This is a genomic window from Streptomyces roseofulvus (genome assembly GCF_039534915.1).
Lineage (GTDB): Bacteria > Actinomycetota > Actinomycetes > Streptomycetales > Streptomycetaceae > Streptomyces > Streptomyces roseofulvus.
In genome coordinates, this window is record NZ_BAAAWE010000001.1 from 4,233,123 (window position 1) to 4,254,836 (window position 21,714).

Annotated in this window: 23 protein-coding genes and 1 tRNA gene; 8 read left to right on the forward strand and 16 right to left on the reverse strand. The window is 72.6% G+C overall.

Annotated features, from left to right (window positions below; translation table 11 throughout):
* The first annotated feature begins 17 nt into the window (after positions 1 to 17).
* The 4 genes from ABFY03_RS19455 (at position 18) to ABFY03_RS19470 (ending at position 5,863) form a co-directional block, all read left to right on the forward strand.
* Positions 18 to 1,301 carry a bifunctional glycosyltransferase family 2/GtrA family protein gene (locus ABFY03_RS19455; protein WP_346170463.1) on the forward strand — a complete coding sequence of 428 codons (1,284 nt, stop codon included), beginning with the start codon at positions 18 to 20 and terminating at the stop codon, positions 1,299 to 1,301.
* Complete coding sequence (locus ABFY03_RS19460; protein ID WP_346170464.1) at positions 1,298 to 3,448, forward strand: ArnT family glycosyltransferase; 2,151 nt, start codon at positions 1,298 to 1,300, stop codon at positions 3,446 to 3,448. The genes ABFY03_RS19455 and ABFY03_RS19460 overlap by 4 nt, the downstream gene beginning before the upstream one ends.
* A 74-nt stretch (positions 3,449 to 3,522) precedes the next feature.
* Positions 3,523 to 5,046: a DHA2 family efflux MFS transporter permease subunit gene (locus tag ABFY03_RS19465; RefSeq protein ID WP_319011630.1), complete on the forward strand. Its 1,524-nt coding sequence runs from the start codon at positions 3,523 to 3,525 to the stop codon at positions 5,044 to 5,046.
* Positions 5,047 to 5,080: 34 nt separating this feature from the next.
* Complete coding sequence (locus ABFY03_RS19470; protein ID WP_319011631.1) at positions 5,081 to 5,863, forward strand: TetR/AcrR family transcriptional regulator; 783 nt, start codon at positions 5,081 to 5,083, stop codon at positions 5,861 to 5,863.
* A 79-nt stretch (positions 5,864 to 5,942) separates the two neighbouring features.
* Here ABFY03_RS19470 and ABFY03_RS19475 read toward each other — a convergent pair whose 3' ends face one another.
* Together ABFY03_RS19475 and ABFY03_RS19480 are read right to left on the reverse strand one after the other, a co-directional pair.
* Entirely contained in the window at positions 5,943 to 7,463 is a 1,521-nt protein-coding gene (locus ABFY03_RS19475) for an MDR family MFS transporter (RefSeq protein WP_487222187.1), read from the reverse strand.
* A 163-nt stretch (positions 7,464 to 7,626) separates the two neighbouring features.
* Positions 7,627 to 8,070 carry a MarR family winged helix-turn-helix transcriptional regulator gene (locus ABFY03_RS19480; RefSeq protein WP_319011633.1) on the reverse strand — a complete coding sequence of 148 codons (444 nt, stop codon included), beginning with the start codon at positions 8,068 to 8,070 and terminating at the stop codon, positions 7,627 to 7,629.
* Between the two features lie 179 nt (positions 8,071 to 8,249).
* On the opposite strand from ABFY03_RS19480, the gene ABFY03_RS19485 reads away from it, so the two are divergent.
* Positions 8,250 to 8,480, forward strand: a complete 231-nt coding sequence (locus ABFY03_RS19485; RefSeq protein WP_346170465.1) for a hypothetical protein — start codon at positions 8,250 to 8,252, stop codon at positions 8,478 to 8,480.
* Positions 8,481 to 8,604: 124 nt separating this feature from the next.
* Here ABFY03_RS19485 and ABFY03_RS19490 read toward each other — a convergent pair whose 3' ends face one another.
* The 5 genes from ABFY03_RS19490 to ABFY03_RS19510 form a co-directional block, all read right to left on the reverse strand.
* Positions 8,605 to 9,417 carry a hypothetical protein gene (locus ABFY03_RS19490; protein ID WP_346170466.1) on the reverse strand — a complete coding sequence of 271 codons (813 nt, stop codon included), beginning with the start codon at positions 9,415 to 9,417 and terminating at the stop codon, positions 8,605 to 8,607.
* A 64-nt stretch (positions 9,418 to 9,481) separates the two neighbouring features.
* A complete protein-coding gene (locus ABFY03_RS19495; protein WP_346170467.1) occupies positions 9,482 to 10,405 on the reverse strand; it encodes an RNA polymerase sigma factor SigF in 924 nt (307 codons plus the stop codon).
* Between the two features lie 236 nt (positions 10,406 to 10,641).
* Entirely contained in the window at positions 10,642 to 11,490 is an 849-nt protein-coding gene (locus ABFY03_RS19500) for an RNA polymerase sigma factor SigF (RefSeq protein WP_031003319.1), read from the reverse strand.
* 245 nt (positions 11,491 to 11,735) lie between these two features.
* Positions 11,736 to 12,029 carry a Dabb family protein gene (locus tag ABFY03_RS19505; protein ID WP_031003320.1) on the reverse strand — a complete coding sequence of 98 codons (294 nt, stop codon included), beginning with the start codon at positions 12,027 to 12,029 and terminating at the stop codon, positions 11,736 to 11,738.
* 9 nt (positions 12,030 to 12,038) lie between these two features.
* A complete protein-coding gene (locus ABFY03_RS19510) occupies positions 12,039 to 12,203 on the reverse strand; it encodes a hypothetical protein (RefSeq protein ID WP_199806607.1) in 165 nt (54 codons plus the stop codon).
* A 406-nt stretch (positions 12,204 to 12,609) separates the two neighbouring features.
* On the opposite strand from ABFY03_RS19510, the gene ABFY03_RS19515 reads away from it, so the two are divergent.
* Positions 12,610 to 13,089 carry an SAM-dependent methyltransferase gene (locus tag ABFY03_RS19515; protein WP_346170468.1) on the forward strand — a complete coding sequence of 160 codons (480 nt, stop codon included), beginning with the start codon at positions 12,610 to 12,612 and terminating at the stop codon, positions 13,087 to 13,089.
* 70 nt (positions 13,090 to 13,159) lie between these two features.
* On the opposite strand, the gene ABFY03_RS19520 is transcribed toward ABFY03_RS19515, so the two are convergent.
* From ABFY03_RS19520 to ABFY03_RS19535, 4 genes are all read right to left on the reverse strand, one after another.
* Positions 13,160 to 13,244, reverse strand: a tRNA-Ser gene (locus tag ABFY03_RS19520).
* Between the two features lie 67 nt (positions 13,245 to 13,311).
* Entirely contained in the window at positions 13,312 to 13,740 is a 429-nt protein-coding gene (tadA, locus tag ABFY03_RS19525; RefSeq protein ID WP_319011759.1) for a tRNA adenosine(34) deaminase TadA, read from the reverse strand.
* A 47-nt stretch (positions 13,741 to 13,787) separates the two neighbouring features.
* A complete protein-coding gene (locus tag ABFY03_RS19530) occupies positions 13,788 to 14,324 on the reverse strand; it encodes a tRNA adenosine deaminase-associated protein (protein ID WP_319011638.1) in 537 nt (178 codons plus the stop codon).
* A 198-nt stretch (positions 14,325 to 14,522) separates the two neighbouring features.
* Entirely contained in the window at positions 14,523 to 14,741 is a 219-nt protein-coding gene (locus ABFY03_RS19535) for a hypothetical protein (protein ID WP_031003324.1), read from the reverse strand.
* A 92-nt stretch (positions 14,742 to 14,833) separates the two neighbouring features.
* Here ABFY03_RS19535 and upp point away from each other — a divergent pair, with 92 nt between their 5' ends.
* Positions 14,834 to 15,469 carry a uracil phosphoribosyltransferase gene (gene upp / locus ABFY03_RS19540; protein ID WP_319011639.1) on the forward strand — a complete coding sequence of 212 codons (636 nt, stop codon included), beginning with the start codon at positions 14,834 to 14,836 and terminating at the stop codon, positions 15,467 to 15,469.
* A 12-nt stretch (positions 15,470 to 15,481) separates the two neighbouring features.
* Here upp and ABFY03_RS19545 read toward each other — a convergent pair whose 3' ends face one another.
* Together ABFY03_RS19545 and ABFY03_RS19550 are read right to left on the reverse strand one after the other, a co-directional pair.
* A complete protein-coding gene (locus tag ABFY03_RS19545) occupies positions 15,482 to 16,105 on the reverse strand; it encodes a LytR C-terminal domain-containing protein (RefSeq protein WP_319011640.1) in 624 nt (207 codons plus the stop codon).
* Between the two features lie 115 nt (positions 16,106 to 16,220).
* Positions 16,221 to 16,517, reverse strand: a complete 297-nt coding sequence (locus ABFY03_RS19550; protein WP_003999914.1) for a type II toxin-antitoxin system VapB family antitoxin — start codon at positions 16,515 to 16,517, stop codon at positions 16,221 to 16,223.
* Between the two features lie 96 nt (positions 16,518 to 16,613).
* Here ABFY03_RS19550 and ABFY03_RS19555 point away from each other — a divergent pair, with 96 nt between their 5' ends.
* Entirely contained in the window at positions 16,614 to 18,395 is a 1,782-nt protein-coding gene (locus tag ABFY03_RS19555; RefSeq protein ID WP_346170469.1) for a helicase HerA-like domain-containing protein, read from the forward strand.
* A 7-nt stretch (positions 18,396 to 18,402) separates the two neighbouring features.
* Here the strand turns inward: ABFY03_RS19555 and ABFY03_RS19560 are convergent, their stop codons facing one another.
* The 3 genes from ABFY03_RS19560 to pip form a co-directional block, all read right to left on the reverse strand.
* Positions 18,403 to 19,956, reverse strand: coding sequence for a M28 family metallopeptidase (locus ABFY03_RS19560; RefSeq protein WP_319011641.1), 1,554 nt, complete (start codon positions 19,954 to 19,956; stop codon positions 18,403 to 18,405).
* 115 nt (positions 19,957 to 20,071) lie between these two features.
* Complete coding sequence (locus tag ABFY03_RS19565) at positions 20,072 to 20,710, reverse strand: HhH-GPD-type base excision DNA repair protein (RefSeq protein WP_319011642.1); 639 nt, start codon at positions 20,708 to 20,710, stop codon at positions 20,072 to 20,074.
* 51 nt (positions 20,711 to 20,761) lie between these two features.
* The gene (gene pip / locus ABFY03_RS19570; RefSeq protein ID WP_346170470.1) at positions 20,762 to 21,706 is read right to left on the reverse strand and encodes a prolyl aminopeptidase; all 945 of its coding nucleotides are present in this window, start codon (positions 21,704 to 21,706) and stop codon (positions 20,762 to 20,764) included.
* Between the last annotated feature and the right edge of the window lie 8 nt (positions 21,707 to 21,714).

Here is a 21,714-nt window from a genome sequence, read left to right on the forward strand (position 1 = left end):
CGGCGAGGGTCCTGGACATGCGAACTCACACCCTCGCGGGGCCCGCGACGCGGACCCCCGGCACCCTCCCCGCCCGGGAGCACCTGCCGGTGAGCGAAGCGGGCCGGGCCGTTCTGGACGTGGTGATCCCCGTCTTCAACGAGGAGAAGGACCTGGAGCCGTGCGTCCGCCGGCTCCACGCGCACCTGAAGCGCACCTTCCCGTACGGCTTCCGCGTCACCGTCGCCGACAACGCCTCCACGGACGCCACGCCCGCCATCGCCGCCGCCCTCGCCGCCGAGGTGCCCGAGGTGCGGTCCGTACGGCTGGAACAGAAGGGCCGCGGCCGGGCGCTGCGGACCGTGTGGTCGGCCTCCGACGCACCCGTCCTGGCCTACATGGACGTGGACCTGTCCACCGACCTCAACGCACTCCTGCCGCTCGTCGCGCCGCTCATCTCCGGCCACTCCGACCTCGCCATAGGCTCCCGGCTCGCCCGCTCCTCGCGGGTGGTGCGCGGGCCCAAGCGGGAGTTCATCTCCCGGGCGTACAACCTGATCCTGCGCGGCTCGCTCGCCGCCCGCTTCTCCGACGCCCAGTGCGGCTTCAAGGCGATCCGGCGCGATGTCGCCGAGCGGCTGCTGCCGATGGTCGAGGACACCGGCTGGTTCTTCGACACCGAGATGCTGGTGCTCGCCGAGCGGGCCGGGCTGCGGATCCACGAGGTGCCGGTCGACTGGGTCGACGACCCCGACTCGACCGTGCACCTCGTGAGGACCGCCACCGACGACCTGAAGGGCGTCTGGCGGGTGGGCCGGGCCCTCGCGACCGGTTCGCTGCCGCTGGACCGGCTCGCCCGGCCCTTCGGCGACGATCCGCGCGACCGCGACCTGACCGGGGTCCCCGGCGGGCTCGCCCGCCAGCTGGTCGGCTTCTGCGTGGTCGGCGTGCTCTCCACCCTCTTCTACCTCGCGCTCTACTCGCTCTTCCGGCTGGGCGCCGGCGCCCAGCTCGCCAACGCCGCCGCGCTGCTCGTCTCCGCCGTCGCCAACACCGCCGCCAACCGCCGGCTCACCTTCGGCGTCCGCGGCCGCGACCGGGCCGTCCGCCACCAGGCGCAGGGGCTCGTGGTCTTCGCCATCGGCCTCGCCCTCACCAGCGGCTCGCTCGCCGCGCTCGGCGCGGCGACCGGCGACCCGGCGCACTCCACCGAGCTCGCCGTGCTCGTCGTCGCCAACCTCGCCGCGACCGTGCTGCGCTTCCTGCTCTTCCGGCTCTGGGTCTTCCCGGACCGCCGACACCCCACGGGGGACCCCCGATGACCACACCGACCCCGCCCCCGCCCCCGCCCGCGGCGGCGGCGCACGCCGCGCCCTCCGCCCGGCCCGGCCGGCTCGCCCGGCTGTGGCGCGGCCGGCCCGACGACGCCCCCTGGGTGCGCCCGGTCTTCCTCGGCCTGCTCGCCGTCACCACCGCGCTCTACCTGTGGAACCTGAGCGCCTCCGGCTACGCCAACTCCTTCTACTCGGCGGCCGTCCAGGCCGGGAGCGAGAGCTGGAAGGCGTTCTTCTTCGGCTCGCTCGACGCGGCCAACGCCATCACCGTCGACAAGCCGCCGGCCGCGCTCTGGCCGATGGCGCTCTCCGTCCGCCTCTTCGGCCTCGGCTCCTGGCAGATCCTGCTGCCCGAGGTGCTGATGGGCGTGGCCACGGTCGCCGTGCTGTACGCGGCCGTCCGCCGCCGCTTCGGCGCGGGCGCCGGCCTGATCGCCGGCACGGTGCTCGCGCTGACCCCGGTCGCCGCGCTGATGTTCCGCTTCAACAACCCGGACGCGCTGCTCGCGCTGCTCATGACCGTGGCCGTGTACGCGGTGCTGCGGGCCCTGGAGCGGGCCGAGGGCTCCACGCAGTGGCTGGTCGCGGCGGGAGTCGCGTTCGGCTTCGGGTTTCTGACGAAGACCCTCCAGGCGTTCCTGGTCCTGCCGCCGCTCGCGCTCGTGTACGCGGTGTGCGCCCCGGCCCGGCCGCTGAAGCGGTGCGGCCAGCTGGGGCTCGCCGGGCTCGCCCTGGTCGTCTCCGGCGGCTGGTGGGTGGCGCTCGTCGAGCTCTGGCCGGCGGCCTCGCGCCCGTACGTCGGCGGCTCGCAGACCGACAGCTTCCTGGAGCTGACCTTCGGCTACAACGGCCTCGGCCGGATCAACGGCAACGAGGTCGGCAGCGTCGGCGGCGGCCGCGGCGGCGGGCAGGGCGGCGGCTGGGGCGAGACCGGCCTGCTGCGGATGTTCGGCGACTCGATCGGCGGGCAGATCTCGTGGCTGCTGCCGGCCGCGCTGGTGCTGCTCCTCGCCGGACTCGCCGTCACCTGGAAGGCGCCGCGCACGGACCCGGCCCGGGCCGCGTTCCTGGCGTGGGGCGGGTCGCTCCTGATGACGCTGGCCGTCTTCAGCTTCATGGCCGGCATCTTCCACGAGTACTACACGGTGGCCCTGGCCCCGTACCTCGCCGCCCTGATCGGCATGGGCGCCGGCGTGCTGTGGGAGGAGCGGACCCGGCTGCCCGCCTCCGCCGGCCTCGCGGTCGCGGCCGGCGTGACGGCCTGGTGGGGCTGGGTGCTGCTCGGCCGTACGCCGGACTACGTGCCCTGGCTGCGCTGGACCGTGCTCGGCGCGGGCGCGGCGGCCGCGCTCGGACTGCTCGCCGCGGGCCGGACGGACCGGCGGTTCGGCCTCGCCGTGGCGGGCCTCGGCCTGGCGGCGGGACTCGCGGGGCCGTTCGCGTACACCCTGGAGACGCTCTCCACCGGCCACCAGGGCTCCATCGTCACGGCGGGTCCGGCGGGCGCCGGCTTCGGCGGCCGCGGACCGGGCGGCGGCGGTCGCGGTTTCCCGGGCGGCGGCGAACTCCCGGCCGGGACGCCGCGGACGGACGGCGGCCAGGCCCCGGACGGCGCCGGCCGGCCGGGCGGCACGCAGAACCCCGACGGTGCGCAGCCCCCCGACGGCATGCAGCCCCCCGACGGCTTCCCCGGCGGCGGCCGTCCCCAGGACGGCGGTCCGCCCCCGGGCCCCGGCGAGCGCGGCGGCATGGGCGGCGGCGGCCTCGCCGGTCTTCTCGGCGGCGCCGTCGTCGGTGCCGAGGCCAAGGCGAAGCTGCTCCAGGACGCCGACGCGTACACCTGGGCCGCGGCCACGATCGGCGCCCAGAACGCGGCCGGCTACCAGCTCGCCACCGAGAAGCCCGTGATGGCGGTCGGCGGCTTCAACGGCAGCGACCCGTCCCCCACCCTCGCCCAGTTCCAGCGGTACGTCGCCGAGGGGAGGATCCACTACTTCATCGGCGGCGGTTCGGGCATGGCCGGGCCGGGCGCCGGCGCCAGCAGCGGCTCCCGGATCAGCGCCTGGGTCCAGGAGAACTTCTCCTCCACCACCGTCGGCGACGCCACCTTCTACGACCTGACCAGCCCGAAATAAAAGCCCTATACAGCGTACGAGACCTCCTATACGGTGTACGAGACCCAAGCCTCGTACACCGTATAGGAGTGTTCATGACGGCCATGCCCACGGCCACGCCCATGGCGACAGGCGGCCATCCGCAGCGCTGGCTGATCCTGGGCGTCATCTGTCTCGCCCAGCTCACCGTGCTCCTCGACAACACCGTCCTCAGCGTCGCCATCCCCTCGCTGACGACGGAGCTGGGCGCCTCCACCAGCGACATCCAGTGGATGATCAACGCCTACTCGCTCGTCCAGTCCGGCCTGCTGCTGACCGCCGGCAACGCGGCCGACCGCTACGGCCGCAAGAAGCTGCTCGCCGTCGGTCTCGCGCTCTTCGGGCTCGGCTCGCTCGCCGCCGGACTCGCCGGCTCCGCCGGGCAGCTGATCGCCGCCCGCGCGGGCATGGGCGTCGGCGGGGCGCTCCTGATGACCACCACGCTCGCCGTGGTCATGCAGATCTTCGACGACTCCGAGCGCGTGAAGGCCATCGCGCTCTGGGCCACCGTCAGCTCGCTCGGCTTCGCCGCCGGACCGCTGATCGGCGGCGTCATCCTCGACCACTACTGGTGGGGGATGATCTTCCTGATCAACATCCCGGTGGCCGTGATCGGCCTGGTCGCGGTCCTCAAGCTGGTCCCCGAGTCGAAGAACCCCCAGGGCGACCGCCCCGACCTGCTCGGCGCGCTGCTCTCCACCGTCGGCATGACCGCCGCCGTGTACGCGATCATCACCGGCCCGGAGCACGGCTGGACCTCCACCGAGGTGCTGGTCCCGGCCGCGATCGGGGTCGTGGTGCTCGCCGCCTTCGCGCTGTGGGAACTGCGGACCCCGTACCCGATGCTCGACATGCACTTCTTCCGCAACCAGAAGTTCGTGGGCGCGGTGGCCGGCGCGATCCTGGTGATGTTCGGGATGGGCGGCTCGATGTTCCTGCTCACCCAGCACCTCCAGTTCGTGCTCGGGTACGAGCCGCTGGAGGCCGGGCTGCGGATGGCGCCGCTGGCGCTGACGGTCGTCGTCCTGAACCTCAGCGGCATCGGCCCGCGGATCGTGATGAAGCTCGGCACCCCGCTCACGGTGACGGTCGGCATGACGCTGGTCGCGGCCGGTCTCGCCTCGATCGCCCTGCTCGGCGGCGGCGCGGACGGCACCTACTGGGGCATGCTGCTCGGCCTGGTCCTCATGGGCACCGGCCTCGCGGTCTCCAACCCGGCGATGGCGAACGCGATCATGAGCGCGATCCCGCCGGAGAAGGCGGGCGTCGGCGCGGGCGTCAACGGCACCCTCGCCGAGTTCGGCAACGGCCTCGGCGTGGCGGTCCTCGGCGCGGTGCTCAACGCCCGCTTCGCCGCCCTCGTCACCGTCACCGCCACCTCGCTCCCGGCGGCGCTGGCGGCGGCCGGCGACGACGCCGAGCGGGCCCGGATCTCCGACGCCTTCGCCTCCGGGCTCCAGACCAGCCAGCTGGTCGGGGCGGTCGCGGTCCTCGCCGGCGGTCTGCTCGCCGCCTTCCTGCTGAAGCGGGCCGAGCGGGCGGAGCAGTCCGCGGCGGTCGAGCCCGTCGTCGCTGCCTAGCATGGTCACCAGCGCCGACGGACGGAGGACGAGCATGGTCAAGGCCGCGGACCGGGACAGGAACCCGGCGGGCTCCAGCGTCTGGCTGGAGCGGCGGGCCCCGCGCAGCGGCGGCGGCCCGGCCGGACTCGACCGGGACCGGATCGTCGCCGCCTCGGTCCGGATGCTCGACCGGGACGGGCTCGCCAAGCTGTCGATGCGCCGGCTCGCGGCCGAGCTCGGGGTCACCGCGATGTCCCTGTACTGGTACGTGGACACCAAGGACGACATCATCGAGTACGCGATCGACACCGTGTACGGGGAGATCGACCTGGACGCGGTCGACGCGGGGGCCGACTGGCGGGAGCGGCTCCGGTCGCTCGCCCTCCAGTACCGCCGGATGCTGACCCGTCACCCGTGGATGTCGCCGTGCGCGGGCCAGTACCTGAACATCGGGCCGCACGCGATCGCCGTCGGCGGCAGGATCCAGGAGACGATCCGCGACACCGGGCTGCCGGTCGGCCGGGTGCCGAGCGCGATGTCGGCGGTCTTCCAGTTCGTGTACGGCTACGGCACGATCGAGTCGCAGTTCGGGCGGCGGGCCGACGAGGCCGGGATGGACGCGGACGACTTCTACGGCGAGTCGATCAAGGCGTTCCGGGACGACCCCGCCTTCATGGAGACGCTGGAGCCGATGGTGGACCTCCTGGACGAGCGGGCCACGCACGGCTCCGTGCGCGAGATCTGGGACCGCGACTTCGCCTTCGCCCTGGACCTCCTGATCGCGGGCATCGAGGCGATGGTGGCCCGCGAGGCCGGCGAGGCACCGGGAACATGACGGAGCGGCGGGCCGTCCCCTGCCCGCCGCTCCGTTCTCACCCGGCCGCGCCTCCGCTCGAAGCGCGGCCGGGGGTCTTTCAGGCGTCCTCCGCCGTGACGGTGTTGCTCTTCAGCGCGACCTCCTTGATGAAGAGCGTCACCAGGAAGGCGAGCAGCGCGAACGGCGCCGCGTAGAGGAAGACGTCGCCGACGCCGTGGCCGTACGCGCTCTCCATCACCGTGCGGATCGGGGCCGGCAGCTTGTCCATGTCGGGGATGGTGCCGCCGCTGCCGCCCTGGCCCATCGCCGCCGCGGCCTTCGGGCCGAGCTCGGCCACGCCCTCCTTGACGTAGTCCGTGACCCGGTGGGCCATGACCGCGCCGAGCGCGGAGACGCCGATCGCGCCGCCGAGGGAGCGGAAGAAGGTGACGACGGAGGAGGCGGCGCCGAGGTCGGCGGGGGCCACCTGGTTCTGCGTGCAGAGCACCAGGTTCTGCATCATCATGCCGAGGCCGAGGCCGAGGACCGCCATGTAGACCGCGATGTGCCAGTACTCCGTGTCGTACCGGAGCGAGCCGAGGAGGCCGAGGCCCGCGGTGGCGAGCGCGCCGCCGCTGACCAGCCACGCCTTCCAGCGGCCGGTCTTGGTGATGATCATGCCGGAGGCCGTCGAGGAGACGAAGAGGCCGGCGATCATCGGGATGGTGAGGACGCCGGACATGGTCGGCGACTCGTTGCGGGCCAGCTGGAAGTACTGGCTGAAGAAGACCGTGCCGGCGAACATCGCGACGCCGACGAAGAGCGAGGCGAGCGAGGCCAGGGTGATGGTCCGGTTGCGGAACAGGCGCAGCGGGATGATCGGCTCGGACGCCTTCGACTCGACGAGCACGAAGAGCGCGCCGAGCAGCACCGAACCGGCCACCATGACGCCCGTCTGCCAGGACACCCAGTCGTACTTGTCGCCGGCGAAGGTGACCCAGATGAGGAGCAGCGAGACGGCGGCGCTGATGAAGAAGGCGCCGGCCCAGTCGACCTTGACCTCGCGCTTCACGACGGGGAGCTTGAGGGTCTTCTGGAGGACGAAGAGGGCGATGACCGCGAACGGCACGCCGACGTAGAAGCACCAGCGCCAGCCGAGCCACTCGGTGTCGGTGATGACGCCGCCGAGCAGCGGGCCGCCGACGGTGGCGACGGCGAAGACCGCGCCCAGGTAGCCGCTGTAGCGGCCGCGCTCGCGGGGGGCGATCATCGCGGCGAGGATGATCTGGGAGAGGGCGGTGAGGCCGCCGACGCCGATGCCCTGGACGACGCGGCAGGCGATGAGCATGCCGGTGGACTGGGAGAGGCCGGCGACGATCGAGCCCGCCACGTAGATCGTCAGGGCTATCTGGATGAGCAGCTTCTTGGAGAAGAGGTCGGCCAGCTTGCCCCAGAGCGGGGTGGTGGCGGTCATCGCGAGCAGGGTCGCGGTGACCACCCAGGTGTAGGCGGACTGGGTGCCCTCCAGGTCGGTGATGATCTGGGGCAGGGCGTTGGAGACGATCGTCGAGGACAGGATGGCGACGAACATGCCGAGCAGCAGCCCGGAGAGCGCCTCCATGATCTGACGGTGTGTCATCGGAGCGGCGGAGTCTCCGGTGTCGGCCGGGGCGCTCCGCACACCGGTGTCGGGTGTGGTCGTAGCCATGAGGTTCCTCTGGTTTCCAGCGTGTCCGCGCGGGTGCGGGGCGCGCTCGGGCGTGGTCGAGCGGTCTCGTGCGCGGGAGGTCGGGCGTGCGTGGTCAGGCGTGGGTGGCCCGGCAGTCCCCGAAGGAGTCGCGGAGTCGGGCGAGCAGGGTGGTGAGCAGTGCGACGTCGTCGTCGGACCACTCCGCGAGGTGGCGGGCGAAGGCCTCGGTCACCCGCCGGTCGAGTTCGGCGAGCATCGCGACGCCCTCGTCGGTCAGCCGCAGGATGCGGGAGCGGCCGTCGGCGGGGTCGGGCAGGCGCTCGACCCAGCCGTGGGTGACGGTGTGGGCCACATGGCGGCTGCACACCGACATGTCCACGGCCATGAGCTCGGCCAGCCGGCTCATCCGCATGGCTCCGTGGTGCTTGAGCAGGGCGAGCACGGCGGCCGAGCCGCCCTGGCAGTCGCCGGGCAGGACGCGTGCGAGGCCGCGCTTCACGGCGCCGAACGCGCTGATGGCGCGGGCGAGGTCCTCGTAGCGGCTGCTCGGTTCCACGGCGGACCCCTTCCAACTTGTTGCTTAGGGCAACCATAGAGATGGATGGTTGCTCCAGGCAAACTAAATCGGTCAAACGGCGCTAAAGAATCGGCAAAGGGGAGACGAGGGGGAGGCCCGGGGGAGGCGGAGTGCCAGGGCTTGGGCCCGTCACCCCGCTTTCGCTAGGGTCCTGGCCCATGGCACACAACCCGCAAGCACCGTACGGCCAGGGCGCCCAGGGCCCCGAGGGCTACGACCCCGCCGGCAGCACCCAGATGTTCCGCGCCTTCGTCGACGAGGGCACCCCCCAGCAGCACCAGCCGCAGCAGGCGGCGGTCCAGGGCGGCCCGCGCGTCGGCGTGATCGCCGCGGTGATCGCCGGGATCGCGGTCGTGGCCGGCGTCGTCTGGCTCGCCGTCTTCTCCTGAACCGCGGCACTCCGCAGCACCGCAGCACCGCATCACCCGCAGTACCCGGCAGCACTCGTACCGACGAGGAGGGGCCGGTTCCGTCCGTACGGAACCGGCCCCTCCTGTCGTTCCCGGGCCGGGCTCACCGCCAGGTGGCGGTCACCGCGCGGGTGTCGACGCGCATGCCCAGCGGCACCCGCCAGGACTCCACGCACACCTCGTACGTCCGCGTCCGCGCCGCCCCGGCGGCGATCGGGGCCGGCAGCGGCTGGCTGGTGGTGACCGTGCCCCAGTCGATGCCGAGGGCCCCGATGACATGGGTCTCGAAGGTGGCGGTGCCGGAGGCGGCGGGGGAGCCGCCGGTGTTCCGGAAGGTCACCGTGACCCGCTCGCACCAGCGCGCGTCGGCGTCCGCGGTGACCGGCGCGGAGACGGTGAGCACGGCCGGCCCGGGCGGCGGCGTGGACGTGGTCGGCCGGGGCGAGGAGGTGGAGGGCGCCGAGGTGGGGACCGGGGTACGCGGCGGGGGCGTCGTCACGCCGGGCGAGGGGCCGCCGGAGGGCGAGCCGCCGCCGGAAGGGCCGCCGGGCGGCGCGCCCGGCTCCGTACCCCCTCCGGAACCGCCGGGGCGGGCCGTGGCGCCGCCTCCCGGTCCCGCGCCCGGGCGGGCGGTCGGGGACCCCGTACCGGGGGCGGGCGACGGCGAGGCGCCCGGCGGCGGCTCCGACCCGGGGGCCGGGGGCGGGGAGGACGTGCTGGAGGCGGTCCCGCTCGCCGTGGGGCTGTCCAGCGGGACCAGGGTGACCGCGCCCGAGGGGCCGACGGCGCCGCCCGGCGAGGGACCGGCGCCGACCGCCGCGAACCCCTCGCCGTCTCCTCCGCCTCCGCACGCGGTGAGCGCTCCGCCGAGGCAGAGCGCCACCGTCACGAGTACCGGCTGCTTCCTGCGCCTCATGCGCCCAGTGTGGCTGACGCCTCGTCACCCGGGGGCGGATTTGCGGAAGTCGACCCACTGGCGGTCAGTCCGAGATCAGGCCCTCGCGGAGCTGTGCGAGCGTGCGGGTGAGCAGTCGCGAGACGTGCATCTGCGAGATGCCGACCTCCTCGCCGATCTGCGACTGGGTCATGTTCGCGAAGAAGCGGAGCATGATGATCTGCCGCTCCCGGGGCGGGAGTTTGGCGAGCAGCGGCTTCAGCGACTCCCGGTACTCGACGCCCTCCAGGGCCGCGTCCTCGTAGCCCAGGCGGTCCGCGAGGGAGCCCTCGCCGCCGTCGTCCTCCGGGGACGGCGAGTCGAGCGAGGAGGCCGTGTACGCGTTGCCCACCGCGAGGCCGTCGACGACGTCGTCCTCCGACACCCCGAGCACGGCGGCGAGTTCGGGCACGGTCGGCGAGCGGTCCAGCTTCTGCGCGAGTTCGTCGCTGGCCTTGGTGAGGGCGAGCCGCAGCTCCTGGAGCCGGCGCGGCACCCGCACGGACCACGAGGTGTCGCGGAAGAAGCGCTTGATCTCGCCGACGACCGTCGGCATCGCGAACGTCGGGAACTCCACGCCCCGTTCGCAGTCGAACCGGTCGATCGCCTTGATCAGGCCGATGGTGCCGACCTGGACGATGTCCTCCATCGGCTCGTTGCGCGAGCGGAAGCGGGCCGCCGCGTACCGCACGAGCGGGAGGTTCAGCTCGATGAGGGTGTCGCGGACGTAGGTCCGCTCCGGGCTGTCCGCGGCCGCGCCCTCGGCGTCCAGCGCCCGCAGCCGCAGGAAGAGGGAGCGGGAGAGGGTGCGGGTGTCGAGCGCCGCCGGCGCGACGGCGGGCTCCGGAGCGGGCAGCGCCCCGCTCTCGGCCGCGGTCGGCGCCGTCGTCTGCGTGGGCACGGGCTCGGGCGCGTGGACCGGGACGGGCGTGAGCGTGAGCACCTTCGAGCTGCCCTGATCTGCGGACATGCCACCCCCTAGAGGTCGCGGACGGTCGCGGTGGGCCGCGACCATCGGAGGAACGCAGCTTCCACCTGAATACCGGCCGTGGGGCTGCGGCAAACGCGTCCCCAGCAGAATGTCACATGTCGGCAACACGCTGTAGTGACTTGTCGACAAGGAGAGGCCGCATATCCGCAGGAAACAAGGGGTGTACGGCAATTGGGACGGCGGGGAACTCCTCCGAACCGGTCTACCCGTTCCGGTCATGCCTCGATTCTGTTTGCGGATCTCAGACGGGCGAAGCTCCGGGCGAGGAGCCTTGACACGTGCATCTGCGAGACACCGAGCTCCTGGCTGATCTGAGACTGCGTCAAGTTGCTGTAGTAGCGCAGCATCAGGATCCGCTGCTCGCGCTCGGGCAGCTGGACGAGCAGGTGCCGGACCAGGTCCCGGTGCTCGACGCCGGCCAGCGCCGGGTCCTCGTAGCCGAGCCGGTCGAGCAGTCCGGGCAGCCCGTCGCCCTCCTGCGCCGCCTCCAGGGAGGTGGCGTGGTACGACCGTCCGGCCTCGATGCAGGCGAGCACCTCGTCCTCGCCGATCCGCAGCCGCTCGGCGATCTCGGCGGTCGTGGGGGAGCGGCCGTGGGCCGTCGTCAGGTCCTCGGTGGCGCCGTTCACCTGCACCCACAGCTCGTGCAGCCGGCGCGGCACGTGGACGGTGCGGACGTTGTCGCGGAAGTACCGCTTGATCTCGCCGACCACGGTGGGCATCGCGAAGGTCGGGAACTGCACGCCCCGGTCCGGGTCGAAGCGGTCGATCGCGTTGATGAGGCCGATGGTGCCGACCTGGACGACGTCCTCCATCGGCTCGTTGCGCGAGCGGAAGCGGGCCGCCGCGTACCGCACGAGCGGGAGGTTGGCCTCGATGAGCGCCCCGCGCACCCGGTCGTGCTCGGGGGTGCCGGGCTCCAGGTTCTTGAGCTGTCCGAAGAGCACCTGGGTGAGCGCCCGGGTGTCGGCGCCGCGGCTGCTCTGCGGCCGGGGCCGCGGGGTGTCCGCGGCGCCGCCCGCCTCGTGCTGGGGCGGGACCTGAGGTGCTGTACTGGCCGGCACGTTCACGCCACCCCTTTGGCTGGTGTAGCTGGTCGACTGGGTCAACTACGGTCAAACGGTGAACTCATCCGTCAAAAGCGGTCATAGCATCACAAGACATGTCCACTGTGTGCAAGCACCGCATAACCACGTGTTGAAGGCATCGTGAAGGAAGAAGCGGAGGCCAGGCGCGCGCGGGGCCGCAACGCGCGAGACCCCCCGCCCGGACGGCGGGGGGTCTCGTCGACAGAAGGCCGCGGAAGCGCCTAGAAGGGGTAGTCCGCGATCACCCAGGTGGAGAACTCGCGCCACAGCGCGACCCCGGCCTGGTGCGCCGGGTGGTCGAGGTACCGCTGGAGCGCGTCCAGGTCCTCGACGGCCGAGTTGATCGCGAAGTCGTACGCGATCGGCCGGTCCGACACGTTCCAGTCGCACTCCCAGAACCGCAGCTCGTCGATCTGCCCGCCGAGCGCCCGGAACGCCTCGACGCCGGCGACGACGCGCGGGTCGTCGCGCTCGACGCCCTCGTTCAGCTTGAAGAGGACCAGATGGCGGATCACTGAGGGCTCCTAGTTGATGAGTTCCGTCATGAACTCTCCGACACCCTTGGCGGCGCTGGAAAGGCCCTCGAAGCCTATCTGGACCAGGTCCGCGGACCGGTCCGGGGACGTGATGATCGCGTACAGCACGAAGACCCCGAACGCGTAGACCGCGACTTTCCTCGCCTGGGACATCTGTCCTCCCCCTCCCGGCGCCGGGATTCGGCCTCGGCGGTGGCCCACTCTAACCGAGCCTTTATGGACCAAGGGCCCGTGCTTCGGGGTCTTTCGCCGTCCCCCGGACGGGTGCGGGGGGGAGCAGGATGGAGAGCGAGCCCGGCGGATCTGGCAGGAATCCGCGGGGCACATGGAACCGGCCCGCACTGCGGGGTCCGCGCCGCGAGCTTCCCCCCTGACAGCGGCGCAGGACTTGTCGGACCGGTTCTCATCGGGGGGAGCGGCTTGTCCCCCCGATGCCGCTCCCCCCGTCCTCTTCCTCACGCCGGGAGGGACCGCCCTCCTCCGTCGCCTGACGCCCCCTCACACCCCGTCCGTCGTACGGTGGCCCGTGATCGTCTCCGTCTCGCGAAAGGTGCGGCGCATGTCCGAGAGCAGCAGCCCCGTGGAGGTCGTCTCCGCTCCGGTCGGCCGGGTGGTCGGCGGCCGGGTGGAGGTCCGGGACGACGAGTGGGGCGGGGTGGCGGCGGTGATCCGGCTGGACGACCGCTTCGCACCGGAGGCCCTGGCCGGCCTGGACGCCTTCTCGCACGTCGAGGTCGTCTACCACTTCGACCGGGTGCCGGCGGAGAAGGTGGAGACCGGCGCCCGGCACCCGCGCGGCAACACCGACTGGCCCCTCGTCGGCATCTTCGCCCAGCGCGGCAAGAACCGCCCCAACCGGCTCGGCGTCTCCCGCTGCCGGCTGCTGCGCGTCGACGGCCGTGACGTCCACGTGGAGGGCCTGGACGCGGTCGACGGCACCCCCGTGCTCGACATCAAGCCCTACATGGCCGAGTTCGGGCCGCGCGGGGCCACCACCCAGCCGGAGTGGGCCACCGAGATCATGCGCGCCTACTACTGACCCCTGCGGGTCCCCGCGGGCATGCAGAACGCCCCTCCGGCCAGTTGCCTGGCGGGAGGGGCGTCTTCAGCGGTAGCGGAGGGATTTGAACCCTCGGTGACTTGCGCCACACTCGCTTTCGAGGCGAGCTCCTTCGGCCGCTCGGACACGCTACCGAGAGAGAGCTTAGCCCAAACCGGCCCAGCGAAGAAATCCGTATCCCCGCGCAGGTCACGGCGGGGGTCAGCGGGTGCGGAAGAAGCCGGTGAGCTGCTCGGCGCACGCGTCCCCGAGGACGCCCCTGACGACCTCCGGGCGGTGGTTGAGCCGACGGTCGCGGACCAGGTCCCAGAGGGAGCCGGCGGCGCCCGCCTTCTCGTCGTCGGCGCCGTAGACGACCCGCTCGACCCGCGACTGGACCAGGGCGCCCGCGCACATCACGCAGGGCTCCAGGGTCACCACGAGGGTGCAGCCGGTCAGCCGCCACTCGCCGGTGGCGGCGGCGGCCCGGCGCAGCGCCAGGACCTCCGCGTGCGCCGTCGGATCGCCGGTCGCCTCCCGCTCGTTGTGACCGCGGGAGAGGACGTCGCCGGCGGGGGAGAGCACGACCGCGCCGACCGGTACGTCACCGGCCGGCACGGCCGCCGCCGCCTCGGCGAGGGCGAGCCGCATGGCGTCCCGCCAGAGCTCCGGCACGGGGCCGGGTACCGCGGACTGCACTAGCGGACGGCCTCCAGGATGTCGGAGGCGCCGATGGCGTCGGCGATCTCCCCGAGGGCGTCGTCGGTCACCGCGAGCAGGGTCCGCTCCGGCATGCCGAGGTCGGCGAGGATCCGGCCCTCGCCGAGCGGACCGGCCGGCGCGATGCCGGCGCTGCCCGCGGCGGCGTCGTCGTCCTCGTCCGCCGCGTGCTCCGGCTCACCGTCCTCGGTGCCGTCCAGGTTCACCAGTTCGTCGAGTTCGCGGTCCGGGTCGTCGTCGCCGAGCAGTTCCGAGGTGAGGATCTCCCCGTACGAGGAGCGGGCCGCGGCCGCCGCGTCGGAGACGTAGACCCGCGGGTCGTCCTCCCCGTCGACGCGGACGATGCCGAACCACGCGTCCTCCTGCTCGATGAAGACGAGGACGGTCTCCCCCTCGTCGGCCGCCGCCTCACGGGCCAGATCGGCCAGGTCCGCCAGCGTCTCCACGTCGTCGAGCTCCGTATCGCTCGCTTCCCACCCGTCTTCGGTGCGCGCGAGCAGTGCGGCGAAGTACACCTGACTCTCCCACTGATCAGAGGTGTGATGATCCGGCGGCGCGCTCCTGAGCCCCGCCCAATCGGCATCGTGACAGAAACGACGGCCTCAGGAGAGGTCTTCGGCTCTTGCGTCGTGCATCAGTCTGAACCACACCGCGTTCGGGTGGGCGTGCGACCCCGGCGCGCGGAGGGGGCGCGTCGGCCGTGGCCGGGCCCCTCACCAACGGAAGGTGCGCATGCGCATGGCCTGTCTCATCCGGGCCGCCCGGGCGCGCCGCGGCTGAACCCGGTCGCGCAGCGCTTTCGCCTCGCCGAGCTCGCGGAGGAACTGGGCGCGGCGCCTGCGGCGCTCCGCGTCGGTCTCCGGCTGTGTCTCCGGCTCCCGGGGCTCCGTGTCGCCCCGGACCTGGCCGGATGTGTTCTGCGGGTCGGGCATCGGCCACACCACCCCATCGCTGGGTCCCTGTGCCCCCACCTTGCCGCAGCGGTGTGGGTCGGTGCCAGTGCGCGGCGGGCTACTGTTGAGTCATGCGTCTCCACGTCGTCGATCACCCGCTGGTCGCCCACAAGCTCACCACCCTGCGCGACAAGCGCACGGACTCCCCGACCTTCCGCCGGCTCGCCGACGAGCTGGTCACCCTGCTCGCCTACGAGGCGACCCGGGACGTGCGGACCGAGCAGGTCGACATCGAGACCCCCGTCACGCCGACGACCGGCGTGAAGCTGTCGTACCCGCGTCCGCTGGTGGTCCCGATCCTGCGTGCCGGGCTCGGCATGCTCGACGGCATGGTGCGGCTGCTCCCGACGGCCGAGGTCGGCTTCCTGGGCATGATCCGGAACGAGGAGACGCTGGAGGCGTCGACCTACGCCACCCGGATGCCGGAGGACCTCTCGGGCCGCCAGGTGTACGTGCTCGACCCCATGCTGGCGACCGGCGGCACGCTGGTCGCCGCGATCCAGGAGCTGATCCGGCGCGGCGCCGACGACGTGACGGCCGTGGTGCTGCTCGCCGCCCCGGAGGGCGTCGAGGTCATGGAGCGCGAGCTCGCGGGCACGCCGGTGACGGTCGTGACGGCCTCGGTCGACGAGCGGCTCAACGAGCACGGCTACATCGTCCCGGGCCTGGGCGACGCCGGTGACCGCATGTACGGCACCGCCGAGTAGTTCCCGGCGGGGTCAGCAGCGGGCCGGCGCGGGCTTGGGCTTGTTCAGGGCCGCCAGCGCCGCGTCCGCCGTCGCCTTGGGCGACAGGGTCTTGAACGCCGTACCGATGATCAGGTCGACGTCCGCCGTGGTGCGGGCGTCGACCTTCGTCGTGGTGCCCGCGAGCTGGGTGCCGAGGACGGCGAAGGCGCCCTTGGCGGCGGCGGGGGCGCCGAGCAGCAGCCCGGAGCCCTTCACCTTCTTGTCGTAGGCGGCGGGCGCGTTGCCGATCTTGCCGATGACGAAGCCGCGCTTCTTCAGTTCGTCGGCGGTGGTCTTGGCGAGTCCGCTGCGCGGGGTCGCGTTGTAGACGTTCACCGTGACCTGGGCGGGCTTCGGCGGCTTGGCGGCGGCGCTGGGGGTGGGCGCGGGCTTGCAGTCGGTCTGCTTGCCGGCGGTGGTCTTCTTCGTCCCGTCGTCGCCGGAGAAGACGTCGACGAGCTGCAGCGTGCCCCAGCCGGCCGCGCCGAGCACGACCACGGCGGCGGCGGAGGCCAGGACGATCCTGCGCCGGCGGTGGGGTCGGCGCATGCGCGGGTAGACATCCCCCGTGATGCGGTACTTTCCGCCCATGCCGGGGGGAGTGAGCATGCTCATGGGCGCAGCGTAATGCCGCCTGTGCGCGATGCCTACTTGATGATCATGTGATCGCGGCCGGATGGGCGCGAACTGCCCCCGAAAGGATCAGCGCGCGGGGCCTGGAGGCGGTACGTCAGTCCAGTTCCAGCACGCGGGCGTGGAGCACCTGGCGCTGCTGGAGGGCGGCGCGGACGGCGCGGTGCAGTCCGTCCTCGAGGTACAGGTCGCCCTGCCACTTCACGACGTGCGCGAAGAGGTCGCCGTAGAAGGTGGAGTCCTCGGCGAGCAGGGTCTCCAGGTCCAGCTGGCCCTTGGTGGTCACCAGCTGGTCGAGGCGGACCGGGCGCGGGGCGACGTCCGCCCACTGCCGGGTGCTTTCCCGGCCGTGGTCGGGATACGGCCGGCCGTTTCCGATGCGCTTGAAGATCACACGGAAAGCCTACCGGGCGAGCGGCTCCCGGCGCAGCCACGCGGAACCGATGGGATGCTGGTGCAGAACGTGACATAAGCGACATTGGGGTGCCGCATGAGCGAGCCGGAGCAGCAGCCGACGACCCCGGACCCACCGGTGTCCACGCCCGAAGCCCCCGCCTCCGCGACCCCCGCGCCGGCGAGCCCCGCGCCGGCGGCTCCCTCCTCCGTGACCCCCGCGCCGGCGACCCCCGCGTCCGCGAGCCCTGCGCCGACGCCCCCCGCGTCCGCGCCCCCCGCGTCCGCGAGCCCCGCGCCGGAAGCGCCCCCGCCCGCGCCGGAGGCGTCCGACGCGCTGCCCGGGCCCGTGGCGGAGATCGCCGCGGGGTACGGGTTCGAGGGGGAGGCACTCGATCTCGGGGCCGTGCTGTGGGACGGGGTCTGCCACCGGGAGGCGCAGGTGCGGATCCCGCTGCCGGTCCTCAACCGGCACGGGCTCGTCGCGGGCGCCACCGGCACCGGGAAGACCAAGACGCTCCAGCTGATCGCCGAGCAGCTCTCGGCCCACGGCGTCCCGGTCTTCCTCGCCGACATCAAGGGCGACGTCTCCGGCGTCTCCGCCCCCGGCGAGGACGGCGAGAAGGTCCGGGAGCGGGCCGCGCAGACCGGCCAGGAGTGGACCCCCACCGGTTTCCCCTGCGCGTTCTACGGCCTCGGCGGCACCGGCCCCGGCATCCCCGTCCGCGCCACGGTCACCAGCTTCGGCCCGGTGCTGCTCTCCAAGGTGCTCCAGCTCAACCGGACGCAGGAGCAGTCCCTCGGCCTGATCTTCCACTACGCCGACGCCAAGGGCCTGGAGCTGGTGGACCTGAAGGACCTGCGGGCGGTGGTCGCCTTCCTCGTCTCGGACGTCGGCAAGCCCGAGCTGAAGGGGATCGGCGGTCTGTCCACGGTGACCGCCGGGGTGATCCTGCGCGCCCTGACCGCCTTCGAGCAGCAGGGCGCGGCCGGCTTCTTCGGGGAGCCCGAGTTCGACACCTCGGAGTTCCTGCGCACCGCCGAGGACGGGCGGGGGATCGTCTCGGTCCTGGAGCTGCCGTCGGTGCAGCGGCAGCCGCAGCTCTTCTCGACCTTCCTGATGTGGCTGCTCGCGGACCTCTTCCACGACCTGCCGGAGGTCGGGGACCTGGAGAAGCCGAAGCTGGTCTTCTTCTTCGACGAGGCCCACCTGCTCTTCAAGGGGGCCTCGCAGGCGTTCCTGGAGTCGATCACGCAGACGGTCCGGCTGATCCGCTCCAAGGGCGTCGGCGTCTTCTTCGTGACCCAGACCCCGAAGGACGTGCCCGCGGAGGTCCTCGCCCAGCTCGGCAACCGGGTCCAGCACGCGCTGCGCGCCTTCACCCCGGACGACGCCAAGGCCCTGAAGGCGACGGTGCGGACCTTCCCGGAGTCGGCGTACGACCTGGAGGAGGTGCTGACCTCGCTCGGCACGGGCGAGGCGGTGGTCACCGTACTGAGCGAGCGGGGCGCGCCGACCCCGGTGGCGGCGACCCGGCTGCGGGCGCCGGAGTCGCTGATGGGGCCGATCGACGCGGCCGCGCTGGAGGCGGCGGTGAAGGACTCCCCGCTGTACGGGCGGTACGCGCAGGCGGTGGACCGGGAGTCGGCGTACGAGCGCCTGGCGGCGGACGAGGAGGCCCGGACGGCGGAGGCGGCCCGCGCGGCGGAGGCGAAGGCCGCGGGGACGACGCGGGCGAGGGCCCCCCGGGAGGAGCCCTCGCTCGTCGAACAGGTCGTCGGCAGCGGGATGTTCAAGTCCCTCGCCCGGTCGGTCGGCACCCAGCTGGGCCGGGAGATCAGCCGCTCGATCTTCGGGACGGCCCGCCGCCGCAGGTGACCGGGGTCTACTCGGTGACCTCGTGGTGGTCGTCGTGCAGTCCGCCGCCGCTGCCCGCGTCGCCCTCGGTCGGGACCGAGACGACCGGCTTGCGCAGCGAGGAGATGTCGTGGGCGTAGGTGCCGACGGCGTTGGCGATGACGTCGATGTTGGCGTCGAAGGCCGTCCTGTTGATGTTGTCGATGTCGTCGCCGGCCGCGTGGTAGTTCACGTCGTACGCGACCCCGGCCTCGCCGCCGAACTTGGCGGCCTGCGCGGCGGTCTTGATGCCCTCGGCGCCGGTGAAGGTGCCACCGGAGGGGATGCCGACCTCGATGAACGGGCCGTAGTCGGAGCGGCCGGTGAAGTCGGTGCCCTCGTGCGGGAGCCCCTGCTTGTCCATGAAGTCGGTGATGTCGCGCTCCAGCTGGGCGGAGCCCTCGGGGCCCGCGCCCGCGCCGACGTTGTCCGAGTTGTCGCCGTCGTACACGAACAGGCCGTAGTTCGGCGACGCGATCATGTCGAAGTTGAGGTAGAGCTTGATCTCCTTCTTGTCGAGCTCCGTCAGGTTGGCGACGTAGTGCTCGGAGCCGAGGAGGCCGTTCTCCTCCGCGGACCACCAGGCGAAGCGGACCTTGTTGCGGACCTTGGCCTTCGACTCGGCGAGCTCCAGGGCGGTCTGGAGGAGGCCGGCGGAGCCGGAGCCGTTGTCGTTGATGCCGGGGCCGGCGGTGACGGAGTCGAGGTGCGAGCCGAGCATCACGGTGTTGGCGGCGTTGCCGCCCCTGGTCTCGGCGATGACGTTGTTGGTGGAACGCTTCTCCTGGAGCTGGCGGATCTCGAAGGAGAGGTTGACCGGGCCCGCGGCGAGGTCCGCGGCGAGCTTCTCGCCCTCGGCGAGGCTGATGCCACCGGTCGGGACCGCCCCGTTGGCCGGGTCGCTCAGGGTGCCGGAGAGCGTGCCCGCCACGTTGTTGTAGACGATCGCGCCGGCCGCGCCGGCCGCGCCCGCGTTCTGCTGCTTGATCGCGAAGCTGCAGCCGCCGCGCTTGATCAGGGCGATCTTCCCGGTGAAGGCGCCGGCGGCGAAGTCGCCCGGCTCGCAGCCGGTGGTGCCGTCGGCGTCCACGGGGACGGCCGCCAGCTCGGCGGTGATGCCGCCCACCGGGGTGGACTTGGTGTAGGTCATCGCCTTGATGTCGAGCGCGCGGGGCGCGGCGCCGAGGACGGACGCCTTCTCGGCCAGCGTCTCGGTGTAGATGAAGTCGAACTTCTCGTACGAGACGTCGTAGCCGGCCTTCTTGAGCTGGGTGTACACGTACGCGGCCGAGGCGTCGTGACCGAGGGTGCCGGCCGCGCGGTTGCCGCCCGCCGAGTCGGCTATCGCCTGGAACTTCTGCAGGTGCTTGAAGGCGTCCTGGCCGGTGGTCTCCCGGACCAGCTTCTTCGCCAGCTTCGCCGCGTCCCGGGCGGGGGCGGCGGCGGGGTCCTTGACGGCGGTGGCCGGCGAGGCGAGGACCAGGGGGGCGGCGAGGGCGGCCGCGGCGAGGATGGCCGCGGCGCGACGCTGCGATGCGTTCACAGAAGTCCTTCCCGAGGGGGACGAGGTTGAGGGGAAGTTAGCCACCTTGGGGGCCTTCTGTGAACACGTTCGGCACAATTCCTGTCACGTTGAACAGGATTGACATCTGGAATTCTCAATTCCCGGATGCTTTGACGCCCTTGGTGGATTTCGTCGCTTTTGTTGATGTCGCCGCCTTGGCCGCTTTGGCGGCGGCCTTCATCTCCTGCTTGTGCGCGCGGACCTTGGCGAGCGATTCCGGGCCGGTGATGTCGGCGGCCGAGCGGTGGGCGCCCTCCTCGCCGTACGGGCCCGCCGCCTCCCGCCAGCCCTCGGGCCGGACGCCGTACTGCTTGCCGAGCAGGGCGAGGAAGATCTGCGCCTTCTGCTTCCCGAAGCCGGGCAGGTCCTGGAGCCGGGCGAGCAGTTCCCTGCCGGTGGCGGCGGTCCGCCAGACGGCCTCGGCGTCGCCGTCGTACTCCTCGACGAGGTACGCGCACAGCTGCTGGATCCGCTGGGCCATCGAGCCCGGGTAGCGGTGCACGGCAGGTTTCTCGGAGAGCAGCGCGGCGAACGCCTCGGGGTCCGCCGAGGCGATCTCGTGCGCGTCCAGGTCGTCCCGCCCCAGGCGGCCTGCGATCGTGTGCGGGCCGGAGAAGGCCCATTCCATCGGGACCTGCTGGTCGAGCAGCATGCCGACGAGCGCGGCGAGCGGGGACCGGCCGAGGAGCGCGTCGGCGTCGGGCTGCTGGGCGAGGTGGATCTCGGGGCTCATGTTCCGATGATCCCGCCGGGCGGGCGCCGCCGCCCGGCGGAATCACCCGGCTCACCTGTCCGCGAAGCGCTCCAGGGCCTCGACGACCAGCCGCCGGGTCTCGTCCCCGCCGAGGTGCCCGGCCTGCTCCACCACGTGCAGCTCGGCGTCCGGCCAGGCCCGGGCGAGCTCCCAGGCGGTGACGAGCGGCCCGCCCATGTCCGCCCGCCCGTGGACCAGCACCCCCGGGATGCCGGCCAGCCGGTGCGCGTCCCTGATCAGGGCGCCCTCCTCCAGGAAGGCGCCGTGCGCGAAGTAGTGGGAGCAGATCCGGACGAAGCCGAGGCGGGTGTCGTCGACCCGGTCGGTGTACGGGGTCCCCATGCCCTCCCCGGACAGGACGGCGTCCTCCCAGGCGCACCAGTCGGCCGCCGCCTTCTCCCGGACGGCCCGGTCGGGGTGGTTCATCCGGGCCGCGTACGCCCCCACCAGGTCCTCCGCGTGGTCCACCCCGGCCCGGAACCGCTCGTGCGCCTCGGGGAAGTACCGGGCGACGCCCTCGTACAGCCAGGCCGTCTCGGAGCGGCGCGTGGTGGTGACGGCGCGGATCACGATCTCGCTGACCCGCTCCGGGTGCGCCTCCGCGTACGCCAGGATCAGCGTCGAGCCCCAGGAGCCGCCGTACAGCAGCCAGCGGTCGACGCCCAGGTGGACGCGGAGCCGCTCCATGTCGGCCACCAGATGGGCGGTGGTGTTCACGGAGAGGTCGGCGGCCGGGTCACTGGCGTGCGGGAGGGAGCGCCCGCAGCCGCGCTGGTCGAACTGGACGACCCGGTACTTCTCCGGGTCGAAGAGCCGGGGCGCGGTCGGGGAGGACCCGGAGCCCGGCCCGCCGTGCACGACGAGCGCGGGCTTGCCCGCCGGATTGCCGTGGACCTCGTAGTGGACGCGGTTGCCGTCGCCGACGTCGAGCAGGCCGGATTCGTACGGGACGGGGAGCGGGGTCTCGGATCGCATCCGGCCGA